This window comes from Pedobacter alluvionis, from assembly GCF_003664035.1.
GTDB lineage: Bacteria > Bacteroidota > Bacteroidia > Sphingobacteriales > Sphingobacteriaceae > Pedobacter > Pedobacter alluvionis.
On record NZ_RCCK01000014.1, the window covers coordinates 519693 to 537677 of the forward strand.

Sequence of the window (17985 nt, forward strand, 5' to 3'; positions counted from 1 at the left end):
TCCGAAGGGCGCTACGGATTAATAATAGAAAAGAGTCTGTGACTCGTTTTAATTGAGTTTATACACTCAATTTTATTCTTGCATCCATAGAGACGCTATGCTTAACGCTACACACAGAGTGGGTTTCTTTAACCAGGCTGCTCCGACACAGTGATACAACAACAATACCTTAAGATAACTTTCCCTTTACCTATTATTTAGCTATTATTAACCTGCCGATCTAAAGCGACGTAAATCTTTGATCTACCTGATCTCAACCAGGGGTATCACTTAACCAAAGCAAGGGTTAAGCAGTGTGCAAGCAGGTGTAAGGCAAGCCTGGCCGGAAGGTGGCATAAACGTGGGGTAAATGTGGCATAAAGGTGGACTTGGAATATTTTTTTTTAGGGGATATTTAATCAGACGGATTGATTTGGGTTATCATCGCTTTTGATTAACCTAATATAAAAAATTATGGTGAAGCGGGCAAAAAAGAGCTTCGTAGTTTTTGGCACGGGCAGCAGAATGCAATTTGTTCGTGTCTGTCCGTAGCGTTCCGAAGGGCGCTATGGATTAATAATAGAAAAGAGTCTATGACTCGTTTCTATTAAGTTTATAAGCTCAATTTTATTCTTGTATCCATAAAGACGCTATGCTTAAACTACGGACATAACGGGGGTAATTCATTGTATAAAATCAATATAAATGACAGTAGAATTTAATGGAAATAAATCTCCCCGCAGGATCGTCATTGCGAGAAGGCTTTTTCAGCCGACAGCCTGCCCCGATTTTCGGGGAAGCAATCTTAAAACGATCGCTAATAGCGTGCGCATTAAGATTGCTTTGTTCCTTATAATGACGATCTTTTTTTAGAGCATTACACAAAAGCAACTACATTAAAAATTAAGGTATAAAAAAAGCAGATTAAATGTTCAAATCAACATTCAATCTGCTTTTTGACATTCTGCTGTTAAGCGCTAATGTTATTTAATCACTTTAATCTGGCCTTTCATCACCATATAATGGCCCGGATAGGTACAAATAAAAGGATAGGTACCAGGTGTTTTAGGTACTGTAAAATAAATCGTATCTGATTTTCCGGGCTGTAGCAATACCGTATAGGCCAGCACCTTAGGTGTTGCAGGAACAAAATCGTACTTTTCGCCATCAAGGCCCATTTTCAATGCCATTTCACCTACCGCATTACCCGATCCAGGTGTGGTAAGCACAAAATTATGCAACATATCATCCACATTCTTAAAGGTTAATTTTACTTTGGTACCTGCCTTTAGGGTAATATTGGTGATGTCGAATTTCAGCCCTGGCTTGGTGCCCAATACAATATTTTTATCAGGTCCTTTAGTCCAGTTTTCTGGTTGCTCGGTAACATGTTTCCCAACATCGGTATTGCCTTTAACTGCGCCACCGGCTGCTGGCATATTGCCCATTTGGTGATGGTCCATGCCCTCCTTATGGTGTGCGGCCGGCGCATTGCCTATGGGTTTATTTTCGGCAGTTAGCGCCATCTTTTCTCCATCGGGAATTTTGTTCATGGTATAATATCCATAATCGTGCAATAAAGGGATATTGCCATTTTCAGCACGTAATCCTTCCATTTTGATTTCGTGAATGTAGCCTTCTTTTAAGCTATCCAACACCAATCGCACCCGTTTATGATCAGGAGAAACTACAATGGCTTTAATGCTACGTGCCGATTGATTGATTACCGGACTCCCATAAATGTGGTGGTATTTATAGGTAAAAGTGGAGAGTTTATAAGTGCTGGCATCGCGGGCTGTTTTTTCATCAACCGGCATGGTAAATTCAAGCTCGAAACCATCGGGCTGGGCCTTTACCGTCTGCACCTCAAAGGGCATAATACCCGACCAGGTTAAACGCTGCAGCCCGTATTCGGCTTTTCCTGTAGATGACCATCCTCTTGAAGTCATCCCCACCAGCATACTACCATCCGAGCCCCAGTTCATTCTGAGAATGCCCGAAGAAAATCCCCGGCGAAAAGGAAATACCACACCTTGGTATACACCTTTAACTTTTTCTAAAAATACCCTGTTGATGTTACTCTGCGATTGGTCGCCTACAAAAAGTTGTCCTTTAAAAGGCCCCATATTACCATTATCAGAATAATTCAGAATGCCGGATGTTGAGTTACCCATAATCGAATGCGGAATCCATACAGAAGGGGTTTTTAGTCCCGGTACCCTTTTGGCAACTTCGAATTCGGGTTCGCCGGTATCAGGAATATCCTTCTTGTGCAACTTAACCGGAGACCCTGGCTCATCTGACCATTTTAAACCAGCCGGATTGCCTACAAAATCGCCTTCCTCTACATGCATAATGCTGCCCGAGCCTACCCAGTCGCCCTGGTTCTCAGCGTAAAATATTTCACCGTCACTATTTAGCGCCATTGCTGCAGGCGAGCGGAAACCGGTTGCAAAAGGCTTTAACTTAAAATCAGGGGTGAATTTGAGCATCCAGCCATGCCATTTAGATAAACTGGCACCATAACCAATCCAGCCCAGGTTAAGGGTAACCACCATATTGCCATCTTTATCCAGGATGGGACCATACGCATATTCATGGTAATTGCCTGATAATGGCCACGAGTACATGGTGCTATATTCATCGGCTTCTCCATCGCCATCCAGATCGCGCAGGCGCGTAATCTCAGCGCGCTGAGTGAGGTAAATATCTCCTTTGATATAATTTAAGCCTAATACTTCATGCATGCCGTGTGCAAACAAGCGGTATTTGGGTTGTTGCCCATTTTTCATGTATGGGTTGGTAATAATCCAAACTTCACCTTTGCGGGTAGCTACAGCCAGCTCATCATTAGGTAAAAAGGTCATCCCACCAACTTCAAGTGCTATCTCTTTTGGAATTGGAACGGTTACTATGGGATAAATCTGTTTCTCTGTTTGTGTTTGTGCTTTTACCGTTACCAGGCCAGTTCCCAGTAACAAAAGCGACAATAAGTATGTTGATTTTTTCATGTCTTAATTACCAGGTTAGTGAATAGGTTAACGAATCGGTAGCATTGGCCAGCAGTACCAGTAGCTCTTTGCCTTTTTCGGTTTTCCTGATAAAAGCTTTGGTGCCATCAGCCAGTTTTAGGGTATAAGCTTTATCGCCAACAGTATAAGTATTGTTTTTGTGTGCTTCAATGTCTGGTCCTACTGCAATACGACAATAAAGCGGCTTCTTGCTATTGTTAATAAGAATCGTACGGCTGAGTGCTGCACCGCCATCTAAAACAACTATTTTATCAATTACATCGGCGCCATTAGCCGTATATAAAAATGCAGGCATTTTGCTCTTGTCTAAAACATAACCCTTATTTTGAAGGTCGTCAAAAGCGATAGAATCAGGCCATGCAGCATCCTTATCAGCCAGTGCGGCAAGGGCAGGTGCAGCAGAAAGTGGCAAGACAGTACCTAAAGGTTTGGCAATCTGAGGTTCCCCCCTGTCTTTCCACATTTCGGTCGCATCAATAAAATCTCCGCGCCATACCTCCAGCAAGGCACCCTGTTTTAAATCGTAAGCATAGTTTACCTTTTCGGGCGTACCTACAGAAATCACGTGGGTACGTTTTTTTCCTTCAAACATCAGGAAGCTTCGCAATAAATAGGGTTTGTTTGCTGCGTTGATGACATAGGGGTTAACATTTTGGGCCATAGAATAGGCTGCACAGCAGGTGAGAAGTGCGAGGCAGCACATCATTCGTTTATAGATCATAATTTTATCTGGTTAAGAAGCAACAAAACAATCGGTTGCATAACAAATATATCATTAGCATGTTAGTTTACAAAAATTCTGTTAAAACAATTATCCCTAAACTACACAAAACATTAATTTTCAGAATATTAAACTTAAATGCAAACGGTAGCAGCGGCTTAATGCCATTAGGTTAAGCACTCCATAGTTTTAGACTCTTGAGATCGATAAATCGCAAATGAATGTCCTTAGATTACTTTACCATTGAAGTTATTCCACAAATCGTTATTAACCAACAACTTAACTCCTTTTTGCATTTCCATCCAGCTAGGCCATAGCAAGGTACCCCCCGTTCTACTTAAATCCGGCCTAACAAATTTTTCGGGCCGCACTGTTCTGGCCGAACAACCGGCTTCAAAAGAAAAATTTTCAGCCGGTGTTTTTTGTTTCTTTTTGACACCAAAAAGAAAGAGCCCTTCGGCGGCGGCGAGCCGAGGCAAAGATCGTGACGTATGGCAAAAGACATCAGTTGTTCGTCATTTATATTGATTTTTATAAAATAAATTATCCCTCAGGGCGACATCTTTTTGCGAATTTATCCCTTAACTTAATGAGACAGGGCAGCAGCTAGAAGACTAATTATTAAAATCTTATATTGTTATCAGATTAACCCACAATAATTAAGGATTTAGCGCAGGTAGACTTCTCCGCTAAGGTTGAAATGATGATCTTAGGATGGGTTTGTAATGTTGAGCTCAGCTTGTCGTGAGCTTTATTTAATAATTTTCGCTTAACATCTTTTAAAACACATTATATTTTCAGCATATGCTGTCGCTTCATGATTAGTGAACGATCTTGAAAACCAGCTCTTTTAAGAGTTCTCCATCATCAACATTGCCGGTACTGTCTAATCCTTTGCTTTTTAAATCATATTCACGGAGTAAACCGATCACCTGGAAAACTTTCCCCGTGTTATAATTTCTGGCCGCTACCTCATAATCTTTAATAAAGAATGGCGGTACACCCAATGCTGATGCAGCATCGGCCTTATTAGGGATATAATGGTATTTTAGAAGTTTAGTAAAATAACCGCCTAAATTGGCCAAAACCATTACTGTTGGATTGGCTTTAGGGTTGCTGGCGAAGTAATTGATAATTTTATTACATTTTAGCACATCGCGGATGGCCAGTGCCTTCTGCAATTCGAAAACGTTATATTCTTTACTGATGCCTATATTTCTCTGAACCAGGTCGGTATTAATGGTTACCTCCTTCGAAACATTGAGCATTAACTTTTCGATTTCGTTGGCAATTTTGGATAGATCGGTACCCAAATATTCGGCCATTAAAGCCGAGGCCTGCTGATCGATCTTGTAACCTTTTTCTTTGATAAATTCTTCGATCCAGGGCACCAGTTTATAATCGCGCACAGGATCTGACTGAAAAATCAGTCCACTTTTATTAATGGCCTTATAGATTTTTTTTCGTTTATCGAAATTGGCATATTTATAGGCCAGCACCAAAATGGTACTCGGTAGCGGTTTTTCGAAATAATTGAGTACAAATTCGCCTTCTTTTGAACTGTCTTCCTTGCCCCACTTTAAATCCTGCGCTTCTTTAACAATCACCACCTGATAATCAGACATCATCGGGTAACGTTTTGCAGCACCCAAAACCGTAGCCATATCAGTATCTTTTCCATATAAAACCGTTTGATTGAAACCTTTTTCGGCATCATTCAGCAGCTTATCTTCGATATAGTCAGTCACCTGATCGATGTAATAAGATTCTTCACCATGCAATAAGTATACAGGTTTGAACTTTCGGGCTTTGATATCTTTAATAATTTCGGCAGCAGTCATTGCCCGTAAAATTACAATTTAGGTTTAAGGATTTGGGTAAATGTTTATAATTTATAGATATGAGATTTGAGACATTAGACTGGAGACTTCATGGCATAATCCAAAATTAACTAACTTTGAAGCTGCAATAATTGATAAATTGTTTTATTGTTGCATTGTTAAGAGACATACAACTGTTAACTGCAAACTGAAAACTGCCAACTGAAAACTGAAATGTTCACTCCTACCCCGCTTAACCTTCCGCCCTACCCATTTAAAATTACTCAAAAGGATGATGTGGTATTTATTTTCGATGAGTTGAGAAAGAAACACCTGGTGCTTACATCCGAAGAATGGGTGCGTCAGCATTTTATACAAAACCTGATCTTAGAGAAGAAATTTCCACGTACATTGATCCAGATTGAAGGTGGTTTGGTATTAAACCAATTACAAAAACGAAGCGATATTTTGGTTTACAATACCGCTGGCGAAAAACTGATGTTGATTGAATGTAAGGCACCAAAGGTAAAAATTACACAATCGGTTTTTGATCAGGCCTCGCGGTATAATTCGATACATCAGGCCAGGTGGATTGTGCTAACCAATGGTTTGCAGCATGTTTATGCCAGGATGGATACGGAAAAGGGCAGCTTTAATTTTGTAGAAGAAATGCCAGAATATTTGGGGCTGTAGTGCAAGAATTTCCTTTTTTGTCATCCTGAACATAGTGAAGGATCTTTATTGACCGTTATTACGAATCACGAAGCGATCTTAAAAAGGTATTAATGTATTATAATGCTTTTTTTGGAAAGCAGAAAACAGTAGCATTTAGGTTTATTCAGTCCCGCTCCCGCTTCTCCCGACTTTAAGTCGGGATCCCGCTTTGATCGGGTTTAAGTGGCACAGCCAGCATTGCTATTAGGGGTTGCAAATAGCAAAATAGCGCTCTTTTTAAATCATGCTATTCAACCTTCAATAGCAGCAAAAGCCTTCCGAATCTAAACCTGATTGAAATGTAAAGCCCACAGCGCAGCGAGGACTTGTAATGAAAAGCAGGACTAACTTTAAAACCAACCACAACAATTGCTTTCCAAAAAAAATCATGAGTATTTCATCTATCGGTTGGTGTCTCACCGACCGAAACTTATTAGCATATGCAAAATAAAAGGAGAATAACAGTTCTCTCTGGTTGGTGGGGCACCAATTATTAGAAAAATGAAGAGCTTTTTTCTAAGAAAAACTCGTCATCTCGACTGAAGCGCAGCGGAACGGAGATATCTATCTGAATAGATTTCTCGACTGCGTTGCACTCCGCTCGAAATGACGATCTTTTGCAGACTGTATTAGATGATAATTCCTATATACTATATTCATCTATCGGTTGGTGTCTCACCGACCGAAACTTAAAGATTCTTCACTTCGTTCAGAATGACAAAAGAGAATATGATCTAAATACTGTATTCCGGCTTCCAAACCTGTTTGTTACCACTATAAATCGCCTCGTTACACATGGCCACGCAAATAGCCGCCTGGGTTCCGGTATTGATATTTGATGCGGGTTCTTTCCTGGTGGTTATCGATTTGTAAAATTCATCCAACGCATAATTCGTACCATCTATGGTGGCTTTATCTAAAATCGGGATTCCGCCATCTTTATTCACCACGATTTTTGTAGCCCCGGTTACCCCATCAACAATACCTAACTCTTTTTTGGTACTTTCTTCAGGATAAAATAAGCCGGTATTGGTAAGCAAAGAAACCGAACCTTTGGTACCCTTTATTTTAAACAGATAACCATCATGCGCGTTGCCACAAGTGGCCCCAAAGTTGCCAATCATGCCTTTTTCGTTATACCGCAGAATGGCTTGGATGTTATCATAAGTTTCGCGGCCATCCTTAAAAACATCTATGCCTCCCGAACCCATAATTTCATCAGGTTGGGTTTCGAAAGCCCAATTGATAAAATCGATCTGGTGCGATAACAGTTCGGCCGCTAATCCGCCAGAATATTCCTTATACATACGCCAGTTGATTTTACGCTCTAAAGCCGGATCCGGAACAGCCCTGCGCCAATTTCCATTACGGTCCCAACGGCAATCGATCTGGCTAACCTTACCTAAATAACCACTTTGAATCATATCTTTCACCTTAAAATACAGGGGCGAATAACGATACTGATAGCCCACCTGAAAAACCAGGTTGGGATATTGTTTAACCAGCTTTTTAAGTTCGAGCGCCTGGACAATATTGTATGTCATGGTTTTTTCTACATATACATGTTTACCGGCCAGCACTGCATCTTTTGCAATCCTGAAATGTTCACTTAAAGGCGTGGCAATAAAAACCGCATCAATTGTTTTATCGTCTAAAACTTTGCGGTAGTCTTTTAAAGGTTTTGCATCAGCAGGAACATATTTTTCGGCCTCTTTAAGCCTAAAGTCGAGTAAATCGCAATAGGCTTTGATATTATATTTTGCAGGCATTGATTTAATTACCGACAAAACTCCTTTGCCCCGGTCGCCACAACCGATCATGGCTACATTAATGATTTCACCAGCTACTAAATTTGCAAAACCCTGATTGCCCAAAAATAAACCGGAACCTATTAGGGCTGATGTTTTAACAAAAGATCGACGACGCATGATATAACAGTATTAAAATATTTTATTTCTTTACAGGTAGAAACATTAACCACAGATAAAAAGGATACACACACAGATATAAATCCGTGTTAATCTGTGTACATCTGTGGTTAAATTGTCCAGGCTACTTGCACTCATTTTCAAATCAAAAACTTATAAATTCTTGATTTTAATGGTCCTGAAATCTACTTTATTGCCATGATCCTGCAGCAGGATATGTCCTTTTGGTGCTTCGCCAAAGTTTTTCCAATCTTTATACTTGCTGATGGCAACCAATTTTTTAAACTCTTCAGAGCCACGCGTATATTCTAACACTTTAACCCCATTTAAGTAGTGTTCTACCTTTTTATCAGGATAAACCACCAGACGTCCATTGTTCCAGCTGCCGATTGGGCGTAGATAACGGGCTTCTTTTTTCGAAGTCATTAAATCGTATAACGAAGCTAAGGTTCTGTTTCCATCTCTGCCCAGTTTTGCGTCAGGGTGCAATTCATCATCTAAAACCTGGTATTCCAGGCCAATGGCCGAGCCTTTGTTCTTTTCGCTCAGGGTAACAAAATATTTTACACCGCTATTGGCACCAGGCGTTAGCTTAAACTCGAAAGACATATCAAAAGCAGCATATTCATCTTTAGTTACAATATCGCCGCCGTTGGTCGATTCTGCGCCCCCAGATGGTTCAACACTGATTACACCACCGGCAATTTTCCATCCTTTGGCAGGAAAAGTAGTTTTATAAGCACCAACCCAACCTGCACTGCTTTTACCATCGAACAATAGTTTATAACCTTCCGATTTTTCGTAAGCAGATAAAGTATTTGGCATTAAATTAACCGTATAAATTCCTTTTGGAAAAGCTTTGGCCTTTAGCCCTTCAGTTTGAATGTTGATATTTTTGAAATAAACTTTTTTACCATCATTATCGAGGTTATTGCCAATGCCATGCACCTGCAGACCGATAAATCCTGATTGATCCAAGGTGTCAATCACATAGGCAACAGGTGTTCCATTTACCCAGGTTTTGGTTTCGTTACCAATACATTCGATTTTGTAATGGTTAAACTCATTCTTTTTATACAATGGTTTTGCCGATGGGTTAAGTTCTAAAGGATAAAGCCACAACCTTCTGGCTTCGTCGTAAATACCACCTGTCCATGCTCTTGGTGTAGGGTCTATTTCTACCTGCCTGCCAAAAACCAATCCTTTACCATTATTTCCTTCTGTTTTAATATGGCTACGGGTTTGCACGCCAGAATTGGTGGTTTCACCTTCGAGTTTTACATCCAGTTCCAAAATGAAATCGCCGTATTCTTTTTCGGTGATTAAAAATGAATTTGGTGTGCCTTTGGTCATTGTTCCCACAATCATTCCATCTTCAACCTTGTATGGAGCAGCGCCAGCAACAGCCTTCCAGCCGGTAAGTGTTTTACCATCAAACAGTGGTTTTGCTTTTTGAGCAGCGGCTGATAAACTAATTAGCGAAAGGGCTAGAATACTGTATTTTTTAAAATTTAACATGATAGGTTTTATTATTTAACCACCTAAGTCACCTGAGAACATCTTAACCAAGTGTTCTATTGGGGCATAAAGCGTATTGTATAGTTTTAATAGGTTAATACTTAAATACTTTTCCGTTTGCTATTACTTCTTGTCTGCCTTCATCGAAAACTGCTTTTGCACCTGTTCGTACCGCAGCATTGGTCATGATATTGGCAATAGAGTGTGAATAACCAGCTTCTACAGGTGCGTTTGGTGTTTTACGGCTACGTACACATTCCATCCAGTTGCGCATGTGGCCAGAGGTTAATCCATCACCGCCCATATTGGCACCTGTGGCTGCTTTAATTTCGCTTTTACTTAAATCAAACTCAGGCAAAAGATTAGCCTTCAATCCCATGGCTGCAGCTTCTTTTTCCCTTAAACCACCTTTTGGCGATACTTTATTCGTAATCAGGTTGAGCTCGCCACCATTCGAGTAATAAACCTCGCCTACATCGCCCACACTATTCTGCATCCTTGAAGTAAAAGTAACCTGGAAGCCATCGGTAGTATCTGGCTGGCCATAATCGAATACGGCAACCATCGAATCCCAGTTTCTACGGCCATCTTTCCAGGTATAAATACCGCCGTTTGCCACTACACTCCGTGGATGTTTTAAATTGGTAAACCAATGCACGGTATCAATCTGGTGGCTCATCCATTGCCCGGGCATACCTGATGAATAGGGCCAGAATAAACGGTATTCTAAATATTTTCTCGGATCAAAAGCCTCGTTCGGACGGTTTAACAAAAACCTTTTCCAATCAATATCTTCTTCTTTTAATTTAGCTACTAAATCTGGTCGGCGCCACCTGCCGGGCTGGTTTACATTCCACACTAAATCTACAGCAGTGATCGGCCCGAATTTTCCATCCTGTATAAATTTTGCCGCATTGATATAATTTTCTCCACTCCTTCTCTGCGAACCTATTTGCACAATCTGCTTGCTGGCCTTAACGGCTTTAAATGCAGCTTTGGCATCGTCCATGGTTTCGGCAAAGGGCTTTTCTACATACGCATCGCAATTGGCTTTTACCGCCTCTATGGTATGAAGTGCGTGCTGAAAATCGGCGGTACTGATAATTACAGCGTCAAGGTCTTTTGTAGCATAAAGCTCATCGTTGTTACGGCAGGCTTTAATATAGTGACCAAATTTTTCTTTTAAATGGGCAATCCCTAAATCTCTACGGTAGTTCCATAAATCAGAAAGACCAACGATATCGAAATTGAGTTCCTTGTTGTGGTTAAGGAAACAAGGCAAAAGGGTGTCTTTAAAGCGATCAGAAAATCCAACAACACCAACACGTACCCGATCATTTGCACCGATGATGCGTCCATAACTTTTGGCGCTCATGCCCATGGTACCTGCATAGGTTGCTGCAGCAAATACTGCTGATTGTTTAATAAATTTTCTTCTGGAATTTTCCATAGAATAAAACGGTTTAAATAAGGTTAGATAGCTTATGCGTTAAACGATTTATAAGATGTTTAACAGCATCCAAATTAGGACTTTTAGTTTAATAAAAAGGACCGGCTTTGGTAACAATTTAGAAAGGAAATGGAAGATGGGGAATGGATGAAAAAGACAAATCCCTTTAGAAAAAATTCTAAAGGGATTATTTAAGACCTATAAGGTTTTAAAAACCTTATAGGTCTGTGAGATTATTATTAGCCCAAAACCGCTAAACTTTCTTCAATAATTTTGATTTTAGCCTCAGCATCGGCTTTTTTATTGCGTTCATTGGCAATAATCTCGGGTTTTGCATTCTGCACAAAACGTTCGTTGCTTAGTTTTGAATCAACAGATTTTAAGAAACCTTTAAGATAAATTAAATCGGCATTTAAACGTTCGCGTTCTGCTTCTACATCAACGTTTTCGGTTAGTGGGATGAAAAATTCATCTTTCCCTGCCATAAAAGCAGTTGCACCAACAATTTTATCGTTTACAATCTCCGCTTCTGATACATTGGCCAGTTTAAAAACGATGTTTAACCATTTTTCGTAATCAAGATCAGAATTTACCTTAATGCTTAACGGCAACGCTTCTTTAGGAGAAATCTGCTTCTGGTTTCTTACATTTCTAATTTCGGCCACCACAGTTTTAATTACCTCGGCATCTTTCAATAATTGTTCATCAAAAGTTCCGCCTTTCGGAAATTCGGCCACAATACAGCAATCCAGTTCACCACGATCTGCAAACAGATCATCATGCCATAACTCTTCAGTAATAAAAGGCATATTAGGATGCAATAACTTGATGATATTTTCGAAGAACGCAATAGTTGCTTTGTAACTATCCGCATCAATTGGCTGTTGATAGGCAGGTTTAACCATTTCTAAATACCAGGCACAGAAATCATCCCAAACCAGTTTGTAAGTGATCATTAATGCTTCTGATAAACGGTATTGTTTGAAGTTAGCTTCAATTTCTACCAAAGCTTCGTTAAAGCGGTTTTCGAACCAGGATATGGCCTGAGTATTAGGGTTAACCAGATTTTCGTCAACTTCCCATCCTTTTACCAAACGGAAAGCATTCCAGATTTTGCTGGCGAAATTACGCCCTTGTTCGCAATAGCTTTCATCGAACATTAAATCGTTACCAGCAGGCGACGACATTAACATCCCAACACGAACAGCATCAGCACCGTATTTTTCAATCAATCCAATCGGGTCTGGTGAGTTACCCAACGATTTAGACATTTTACGGCCTAATTTGTCGCGAACAATACCCGTTAAATACACATTGGTAAATGGTTTTTTGCCCATAAACTCATGCCCGGCCATAATCATACGGGCCACCCAGAAGAATAAAATTTCAGGCGCCGTAACCAGGTCATTGGTTGGGTAATAATAGTTGATATCTTTATTTTCAGGGTTTTTAAATCCATCGAAAACTGAAATCGGCCATAACCATGATGAGAACCAGGTATCCATTACATCATCATCTTGTCTTAAAAACGGCTCCAACTGATGTTTGAACCCTGCTTTTTCAGCATCCGAACAACTTTCGTCCAGATGTTTTTTCTTCCAGAATTCTTCTAAGGCCTCATCTTTGGTTTTGGCAACCACCCAGTTTCCTTTATCGTCGTACCAGGCTGGGATTCTTTGCCCCCACCATAACTGCCGACTAATGTTCCAATCGCGAACATTTTCCATCCAGTGGCGGTAGGTATTTTCAAATTTATTCGGAATCAGGTTTACCTCGCCATTCAATACGTCATCCAAAGCTGGCTGCGCCATTTCTTTCATCTTTACAAACCATTGCATCGAAAGTTTTGGCTCAATGGCGGCATCGGTACGTTCAGAGAAACCAACCTGTGATTTATAATCCTCCACTTTCTCTAAATGGCCAGCCTCTTCCAGCATTTTGGCGATTTTTTTACGCGCAACAAACCTGTCTTCGCCCACTAAAATAACGGCTAATTCATTTAAAGTTCCATCATCGTTTAAGATATCGGTAACTGGCAAATTGTGTTTTACACCAAGTTCATAATCGTTTAAATCGTGTGCTGGTGTAACTTTTAAACATCCCGTTCCAAATTCGATATCTACATATTCATCCTCAATAACCGGAATTTCGTGGTTAACCAAAGGCACGAAAACTTTTTTACCTTTTAGGTGCGTAAAACGCTCATCGTTCGGATTGATACAGATCGCCGCATCGGCCATAATCGTCTCCGGACGCGTAGTCGCTATTGTTAAAAACTGATCGTCCGTTCCCGAAATCAGGTATTTAATGTAATAGAGTTTCTGGTTTACTTCTTTACGAATCACTTCTTCATCAGAAACAGCTGTTTTACCAGCAGGATCCCAGTTAACCATACGGATACCCCGGTAAATCCACCCTTTTTTATATAAATGAATAAAAGAATCAATAACCGCTTCAGAAAGATCTTCTTCCATGGTGAAACGGGTACGGTCCCAATCGCAACTTGCACCCAATTTCTTTAACTGTTCTAAAATAATACCTCCGTATTTCTCTTTCCACTCCCAGGCATATTTCAGAAATTCTTCACGCGAAAGATCTTTTTTATTGATTCCCTGTTCTTTTAACATCGCCACAACCTTTGCTTCGGTCGCAATTGAAGCGTGATCGGTTCCTGGTACCCAACATGCATTTTTGCCTTGCATACGGGCTTTACGGATCAATACATCCTGAATGGTATTATTGAGCATGTGCCCCATGTGCAGTACACCTGTAACGTTTGGCGGTGGAATTACGATGGTGTAAGGTTCGCGTTCATCGGGTTCTGAATGAAAAAACTTTTTAGATAGCCAATAGCTATACCATTTATCTTCTGTTTCTGCAGGATTGTACTTGGTGGATATGCTCATGAATGTATTAAAAATTCAAAAATAGCTAATTAAGCTGAAAGACCAAAGCCAGGTAAGCGGAAAGCTGAAAGTCTAAAGCAGGTAAACTTCAGATGAGTGTATGTAAAAGATATGCGCGTTAGTTTTTGGAAAGCAGGTGCGTATTTTGATTTAGCCTTGCTTTTGGTTTTTAGCCCCGACGTGAAGTCGGGAGCTACCACGTCAATCAGGTTTAGAAAAGTTGGTTCTTGCAAAACAAGAACCATAATGAAGTTTTATTAAACGATTACTCTACGTCATCAAAAACATCATCTAATGCCAGCTCAAAACCAGGCAATATGGTTGACGTAATTTTTTCGCTTAAGGTGAATATTTTAGAGGGCTGAAATTTACCCATCTCGTTTAGGGTATATATCAAAATGCTTTGATCACTCTGGCTCACCACCCAATATTCTTTAACACCAAACTCTTCATAAACCTTATACTTATTTAGCAGTTCCATTTTAGTATTTCCTGGTGATAAAATTTCGATTACCAGATCAGGCGCACCGATACAGCCACGGGCATCAAGTTTGCTTTTATCGCAGATTACGCAGATATCTGGTTGGAGAACAGTAAATACATCTTTATCAGCTTTGCTTTCCTTTGGAAAACGGACATCAAAAGGCGCTGCATAAACCTTACAGGGTTTACCTTTTAAAAAATTAATTATTGGATTTAACAAATTAATAGAAACACCTTGGTGCACCCTTGATGGCGCAGGACTCATTTTAAAGATTTTGCCTGCAATCAACTCTACCCTTTCAGGGAAAAGCCAGTTTAAATAGTTAGAATAGCTATAAGTTAACGATGCATCAAGTTCATTGAACTGTCTGACAGGCTCATCATCGTTTAAAACAGGATATGGAACAGGTTTAGACATAGTCTAAGATACTAAAAAAAGTAGTAATCTGAAAAATATTTATGGATTTTATAAATCCTCAAAAACATCATCCAATGCCAGTTCAAAACCTGGCAATACGGTTGAGGTAATTTTTTCGCTTAGGGTAAATATTTTAGAGGGTTGGAATTTACCCATCTCATTTAGAGTGTATATCAAAATGCTTTGGTCGCTCTGGCTCACCACCCAATATTCTTTAACACCAAACTCTTCATAAACCTTATACTTATTTAGCAGCTCCATTTTGGTATTTCCCGGCGATAAAATTTCGATTACCAGATCAGGCGCACCGATACAGCCGCGGGCATCAAGTTTGCTTTTATCGCAGATTACGCAGATATCTGGTTGTAAAATGGTAAAGATTTCATTATCATCTTTGCTCTCTTTCGGAAAGCGCACGTCAAATGGAGAAATAAAAACCTTACAGGATTGTTTTTCAAGAAAGTTACCTAATCTACGGTATATTTTGCCTGTGATCACTTGGTGAAAACTTGATAGCGCAGGACTCATTTTAAATATTTTACCTGCAATCAGCTCTACCCTTTCAGGGAAAAGCCAGTTTAAATAGTTAGAATAGCTATAAGTTAACGATGCATCAAGTTCATTGAACTGCCTTACAGGCTCATCATCGCTTAAAACGGGATATGGAACAGGCTCAGACATAATCAAATATACTAATTTTTATAGTAATCCGACTTTCTATTTTTCAACATATCTTAATACCATTAAGAAATTAAGGACATTAAGTTTTAGGCAATTACTTAACTATTTTAATTTTCTTAATGGTAAAAATATAAATTTACTAAAACTTCATCTTCTGAATTCTCACCGCATTTAAAATCGCCAGAAGTGCCACACCAACGTCGGCAAAAACCGCCTCCCACATGGTTGCTATACCTCCTGCCCCTAAAATTAAGACAATTGCTTTTACCGCAAATGCCAATACAATATTCTGGATGACTACATTTTTGGTTGCCTTACCAATTTTAATTGCGGTTGCAATCTTAGAAGGCTGATCGGTTTGAATCACTACATCGGCTGTTTCAATAGCCGCATCGCTACCCATTGCGCCCATGGCAATACCAATATCGCTGATCGCTAATACTGGTGTATCGTTAATTCCATCTCCCACAAAGGCCACCACCTTACTTTTGTCGCTTTTAATTGCTTCAAGTCTGGCAACTTTATCTTCAGGTAATAAATCCCCAAAATAGGTATCAATTCCTAAACTCAAGGCTACTTTTTTAACAATTGAAGTTTTATCACCACTTAACATCACAACCTGTTTTATTCCGTTTTCGTAGAGCTTTTTAATGGCTTCGGCAGCATCTTCTTTTATTTCATCTGCAATCAGAACATAACCAACATATTTCTGGTCGATAGCAACAACAACGATACTTTCTTTTATCGATGCAATTTCAGGCTCAAAATCAATATTAAATTTCTCCAAAAGTTTAACATTACCTGCTAAAACCTCTTTACCATTAACCAGGCCCTTTAAGCCCATTCCAGCAATTTCCTCGATGTTTTCGGCAGGATGAATTTCTTTTTCACCAGCATATTCTACAATGGCCTTCGCAATTGGATGGGTAGATTTGGCTTCAACAGCCGTTAATAAGTTTAAAAATTCTGCTTCATCAATGCTGCTTTCTACTTTCTGAACACTGAAAACACCTTTTGTTAAGGTTCCGGTTTTATCCATTACAACCGTATTCAGTTTGGTAATCAGATCAAGGAAATTAGAGCCTTTAAAAAGAATGCCATTTGCCGATGCCGCACCGATTCCGCCAAAATAACCCAATGGAATAGAAATGACCAGTGCACATGGACAAGATATAACCAGGAAAACCAGCGAACGATACAACCAGGTTTGGAAATGATATTCGTTTCCTAAAACCAAAATTGGGATAGTAACCAGCGCAAGGGCTAAAAAGAAAACAATTGGGGTATAAATTTTCGCGAATTTGCGAATAAAAAGTTCGGTCTTAGCTTTGCGGGTAGTGGCATTTTGAACCATTTCCAAAATGCGGGATAATGCACTATCGGCAAAAGCTTTGGTCACTTTAACTTCGATTACTTTATCCAAATTAAGCATCCCTGCCAAGATCGATTCGCCCTTATTAATTGTACGCGGTTTGCTCTCGCCAGTTAAAGCAGCAGTATTAAAACTGCTTTTATCACTTATCAATTCTCCATCTAAAGGGATTTTCTCTCCAGCCTTTACTTGTATTGTTTCGCCAATTTCTACCATTTCAGGATTAATGTCTTCGTATTTTCCGTTGCGCAATACATGCGCTACATCTGCACGAACATCAAGTAATGCTTTAATATTCCTTTTGGCACGGTTTACTGCAGCCATTTGAAACAACTCGCCGATAGTGTAAAAAAGCATTACCGTTACGCCCTCAGGATATTCACCAATGGCAAAAGCACCGATGGTAGCGATAGACATTAAAGAAAACTCGGTAAAGAAATCTTTGGCTTTAAAAGTTTCCCAAACCTCGCGTAAAACCGGAATACCCACAGGTAAATAAGCCACGATATACCAATAAGGCCGAATAATTTGAAATACAGGAACCGTAAAAAGGTTATCAAACGCAATTCCAATCAGCAGCATAACCAATGTTACGATGGCTGGCAAATACGTTTTAAAGGCTGATGGATCTCCACCATGGTCGTGGTCATGTTCCTCGCCTTCTTCATGTTCGTGATCATGATCATGGTTATGTTTTGGTTCGGAATGTGCTTTATTACTGCAACAGCTATCTTCTTTATCGTGTGAGTGGCTCATTATAATTTATAGTATGCTAAACATCATTTTTATTGTTAACGATAAAACCTTGCGGGCTTAGATAACCGTTTTCAAATTTATGGAAAATAAAATGTTTTATCCCGAATCATTATTAATAGCAATAATTTTTACAAGCGCACAATAAATTTTGTTAAAAAATGTTAATAGTGGTATAAAAGATTTAAAATCATGAAATCTATTAAAATT

The 17985-nt window shown here is 39.6% G+C and carries 11 protein-coding genes; 1 reads left to right on the top strand and 10 read right to left on the bottom strand.

Going from position 1 to position 17985, the window contains the following annotated elements:
• Positions 1–962: 962 nt before the first annotated feature.
• The 3 genes from BCL90_RS21570 to holA form a co-directional block, all read right to left on the bottom strand.
• On the bottom strand, positions 963–2990 hold the full coding sequence (locus BCL90_RS21570; RefSeq protein ID WP_121287095.1) for a plastocyanin/azurin family copper-binding protein: 2028 nt from the start codon (positions 2988–2990) through the stop codon (positions 963–965).
• Between the two features lie 7 nt (positions 2991–2997).
• Positions 2998–3732, bottom strand: a complete 735-nt coding sequence (locus BCL90_RS21575; RefSeq protein WP_134380712.1) for a hypothetical protein — start codon at positions 3730–3732, stop codon at positions 2998–3000.
• 821 nt (positions 3733–4553) lie between these two features.
• Positions 4554–5573 carry a DNA polymerase III subunit delta gene (gene holA / locus BCL90_RS21585; protein WP_121287101.1) on the bottom strand — a complete coding sequence of 340 codons (1020 nt, stop codon included), beginning with the start codon at positions 5571–5573 and terminating at the stop codon, positions 4554–4556.
• Between the two features lie 213 nt (positions 5574–5786).
• Between holA and BCL90_RS21590 the strand changes: the two genes are divergently transcribed.
• Entirely contained in the window at positions 5787–6245 is a 459-nt protein-coding gene (locus tag BCL90_RS21590; protein ID WP_121287103.1) for a type I restriction enzyme HsdR N-terminal domain-containing protein, read from the top strand.
• Between the two features lie 755 nt (positions 6246–7000).
• Here BCL90_RS21590 and BCL90_RS21595 read toward each other — a convergent pair.
• The 7 genes from BCL90_RS21595 to BCL90_RS21630 form a co-directional block, all read right to left on the bottom strand.
• On the bottom strand, positions 7001–8194 hold the full coding sequence (locus BCL90_RS21595; protein ID WP_121287105.1) for a Gfo/Idh/MocA family protein: 1194 nt from the start codon (positions 8192–8194) through the stop codon (positions 7001–7003).
• Positions 8195–8347: 153 nt separating this feature from the next.
• The gene (locus BCL90_RS21600; protein WP_121287107.1) at positions 8348–9712 is read right to left on the bottom strand and encodes a 3-keto-disaccharide hydrolase; all 1365 of its coding nucleotides are present in this window, start codon (positions 9710–9712) and stop codon (positions 8348–8350) included.
• Positions 9713–9806: 94 nt separating this feature from the next.
• Positions 9807–11162, bottom strand: a complete 1356-nt coding sequence (locus BCL90_RS21605) for a Gfo/Idh/MocA family protein (protein WP_121287109.1) — start codon at positions 11160–11162, stop codon at positions 9807–9809.
• A gap of 239 nt (positions 11163–11401) precedes the next feature.
• Positions 11402–14068 (bottom strand): valine--tRNA ligase, encoded by a 2667-nt coding sequence (locus BCL90_RS21610; RefSeq protein WP_121287111.1) that lies wholly within the window; start codon positions 14066–14068, stop codon positions 11402–11404.
• Between the two features lie 265 nt (positions 14069–14333).
• On the bottom strand, positions 14334–14969 hold the full coding sequence (locus BCL90_RS21620; RefSeq protein ID WP_121287115.1) for a Uma2 family endonuclease: 636 nt from the start codon (positions 14967–14969) through the stop codon (positions 14334–14336).
• Between the two features lie 48 nt (positions 14970–15017).
• Positions 15018–15650 carry a Uma2 family endonuclease gene (locus tag BCL90_RS21625; RefSeq protein WP_121287116.1) on the bottom strand — a complete coding sequence of 211 codons (633 nt, stop codon included), beginning with the start codon at positions 15648–15650 and terminating at the stop codon, positions 15018–15020.
• 139 nt (positions 15651–15789) lie between these two features.
• Complete coding sequence (locus BCL90_RS21630; protein WP_121287118.1) at positions 15790–17778, bottom strand: heavy metal translocating P-type ATPase; 1989 nt, start codon at positions 17776–17778, stop codon at positions 15790–15792.
• Between the last annotated feature and the right edge of the window lie 207 nt (positions 17779–17985).

Bases quoted from the DNA above. Each gene is read 5' to 3' on its own strand.
- BCL90_RS21570 (WP_121287095.1), bottom strand. From the start codon at position 2,990: ATGAAAAAATCAACATACTTATTGTCGCTTTTGTTACTGGGAACTGGC.
- BCL90_RS21575 (WP_134380712.1), bottom strand. From the start codon at position 3,732: ATGATCTATAAACGAATGATGTGCTGCCTCGCACTTCTCACCTGCTGT.
- holA (WP_121287101.1), bottom strand. From the start codon at position 5,573: ATGACTGCTGCCGAAATTATTAAAGATATCAAAGCCCGAAAGTTCAAA.
- BCL90_RS21590 (WP_121287103.1), top strand. From the start codon at position 5,787: ATGTTCACTCCTACCCCGCTTAACCTTCCGCCCTACCCATTTAAAATT.
- BCL90_RS21595 (WP_121287105.1), bottom strand. From the start codon at position 8,194: ATGCGTCGTCGATCTTTTGTTAAAACATCAGCCCTAATAGGTTCCGGT.
- BCL90_RS21600 (WP_121287107.1), bottom strand. From the start codon at position 9,712: ATGTTAAATTTTAAAAAATACAGTATTCTAGCCCTTTCGCTAATTAGT.
- BCL90_RS21605 (WP_121287109.1), bottom strand. From the start codon at position 11,162: ATGGAAAATTCCAGAAGAAAATTTATTAAACAATCAGCAGTATTTGCT.
- BCL90_RS21610 (WP_121287111.1), bottom strand. From the start codon at position 14,068: ATGAGCATATCCACCAAGTACAATCCTGCAGAAACAGAAGATAAATGG.
- BCL90_RS21620 (WP_121287115.1), bottom strand. From the start codon at position 14,969: ATGTCTAAACCTGTTCCATATCCTGTTTTAAACGATGATGAGCCTGTC.
- BCL90_RS21625 (WP_121287116.1), bottom strand. From the start codon at position 15,650: ATGTCTGAGCCTGTTCCATATCCCGTTTTAAGCGATGATGAGCCTGTA.
- BCL90_RS21630 (WP_121287118.1), bottom strand. From the start codon at position 17,778: ATGAGCCACTCACACGATAAAGAAGATAGCTGTTGCAGTAATAAAGCA.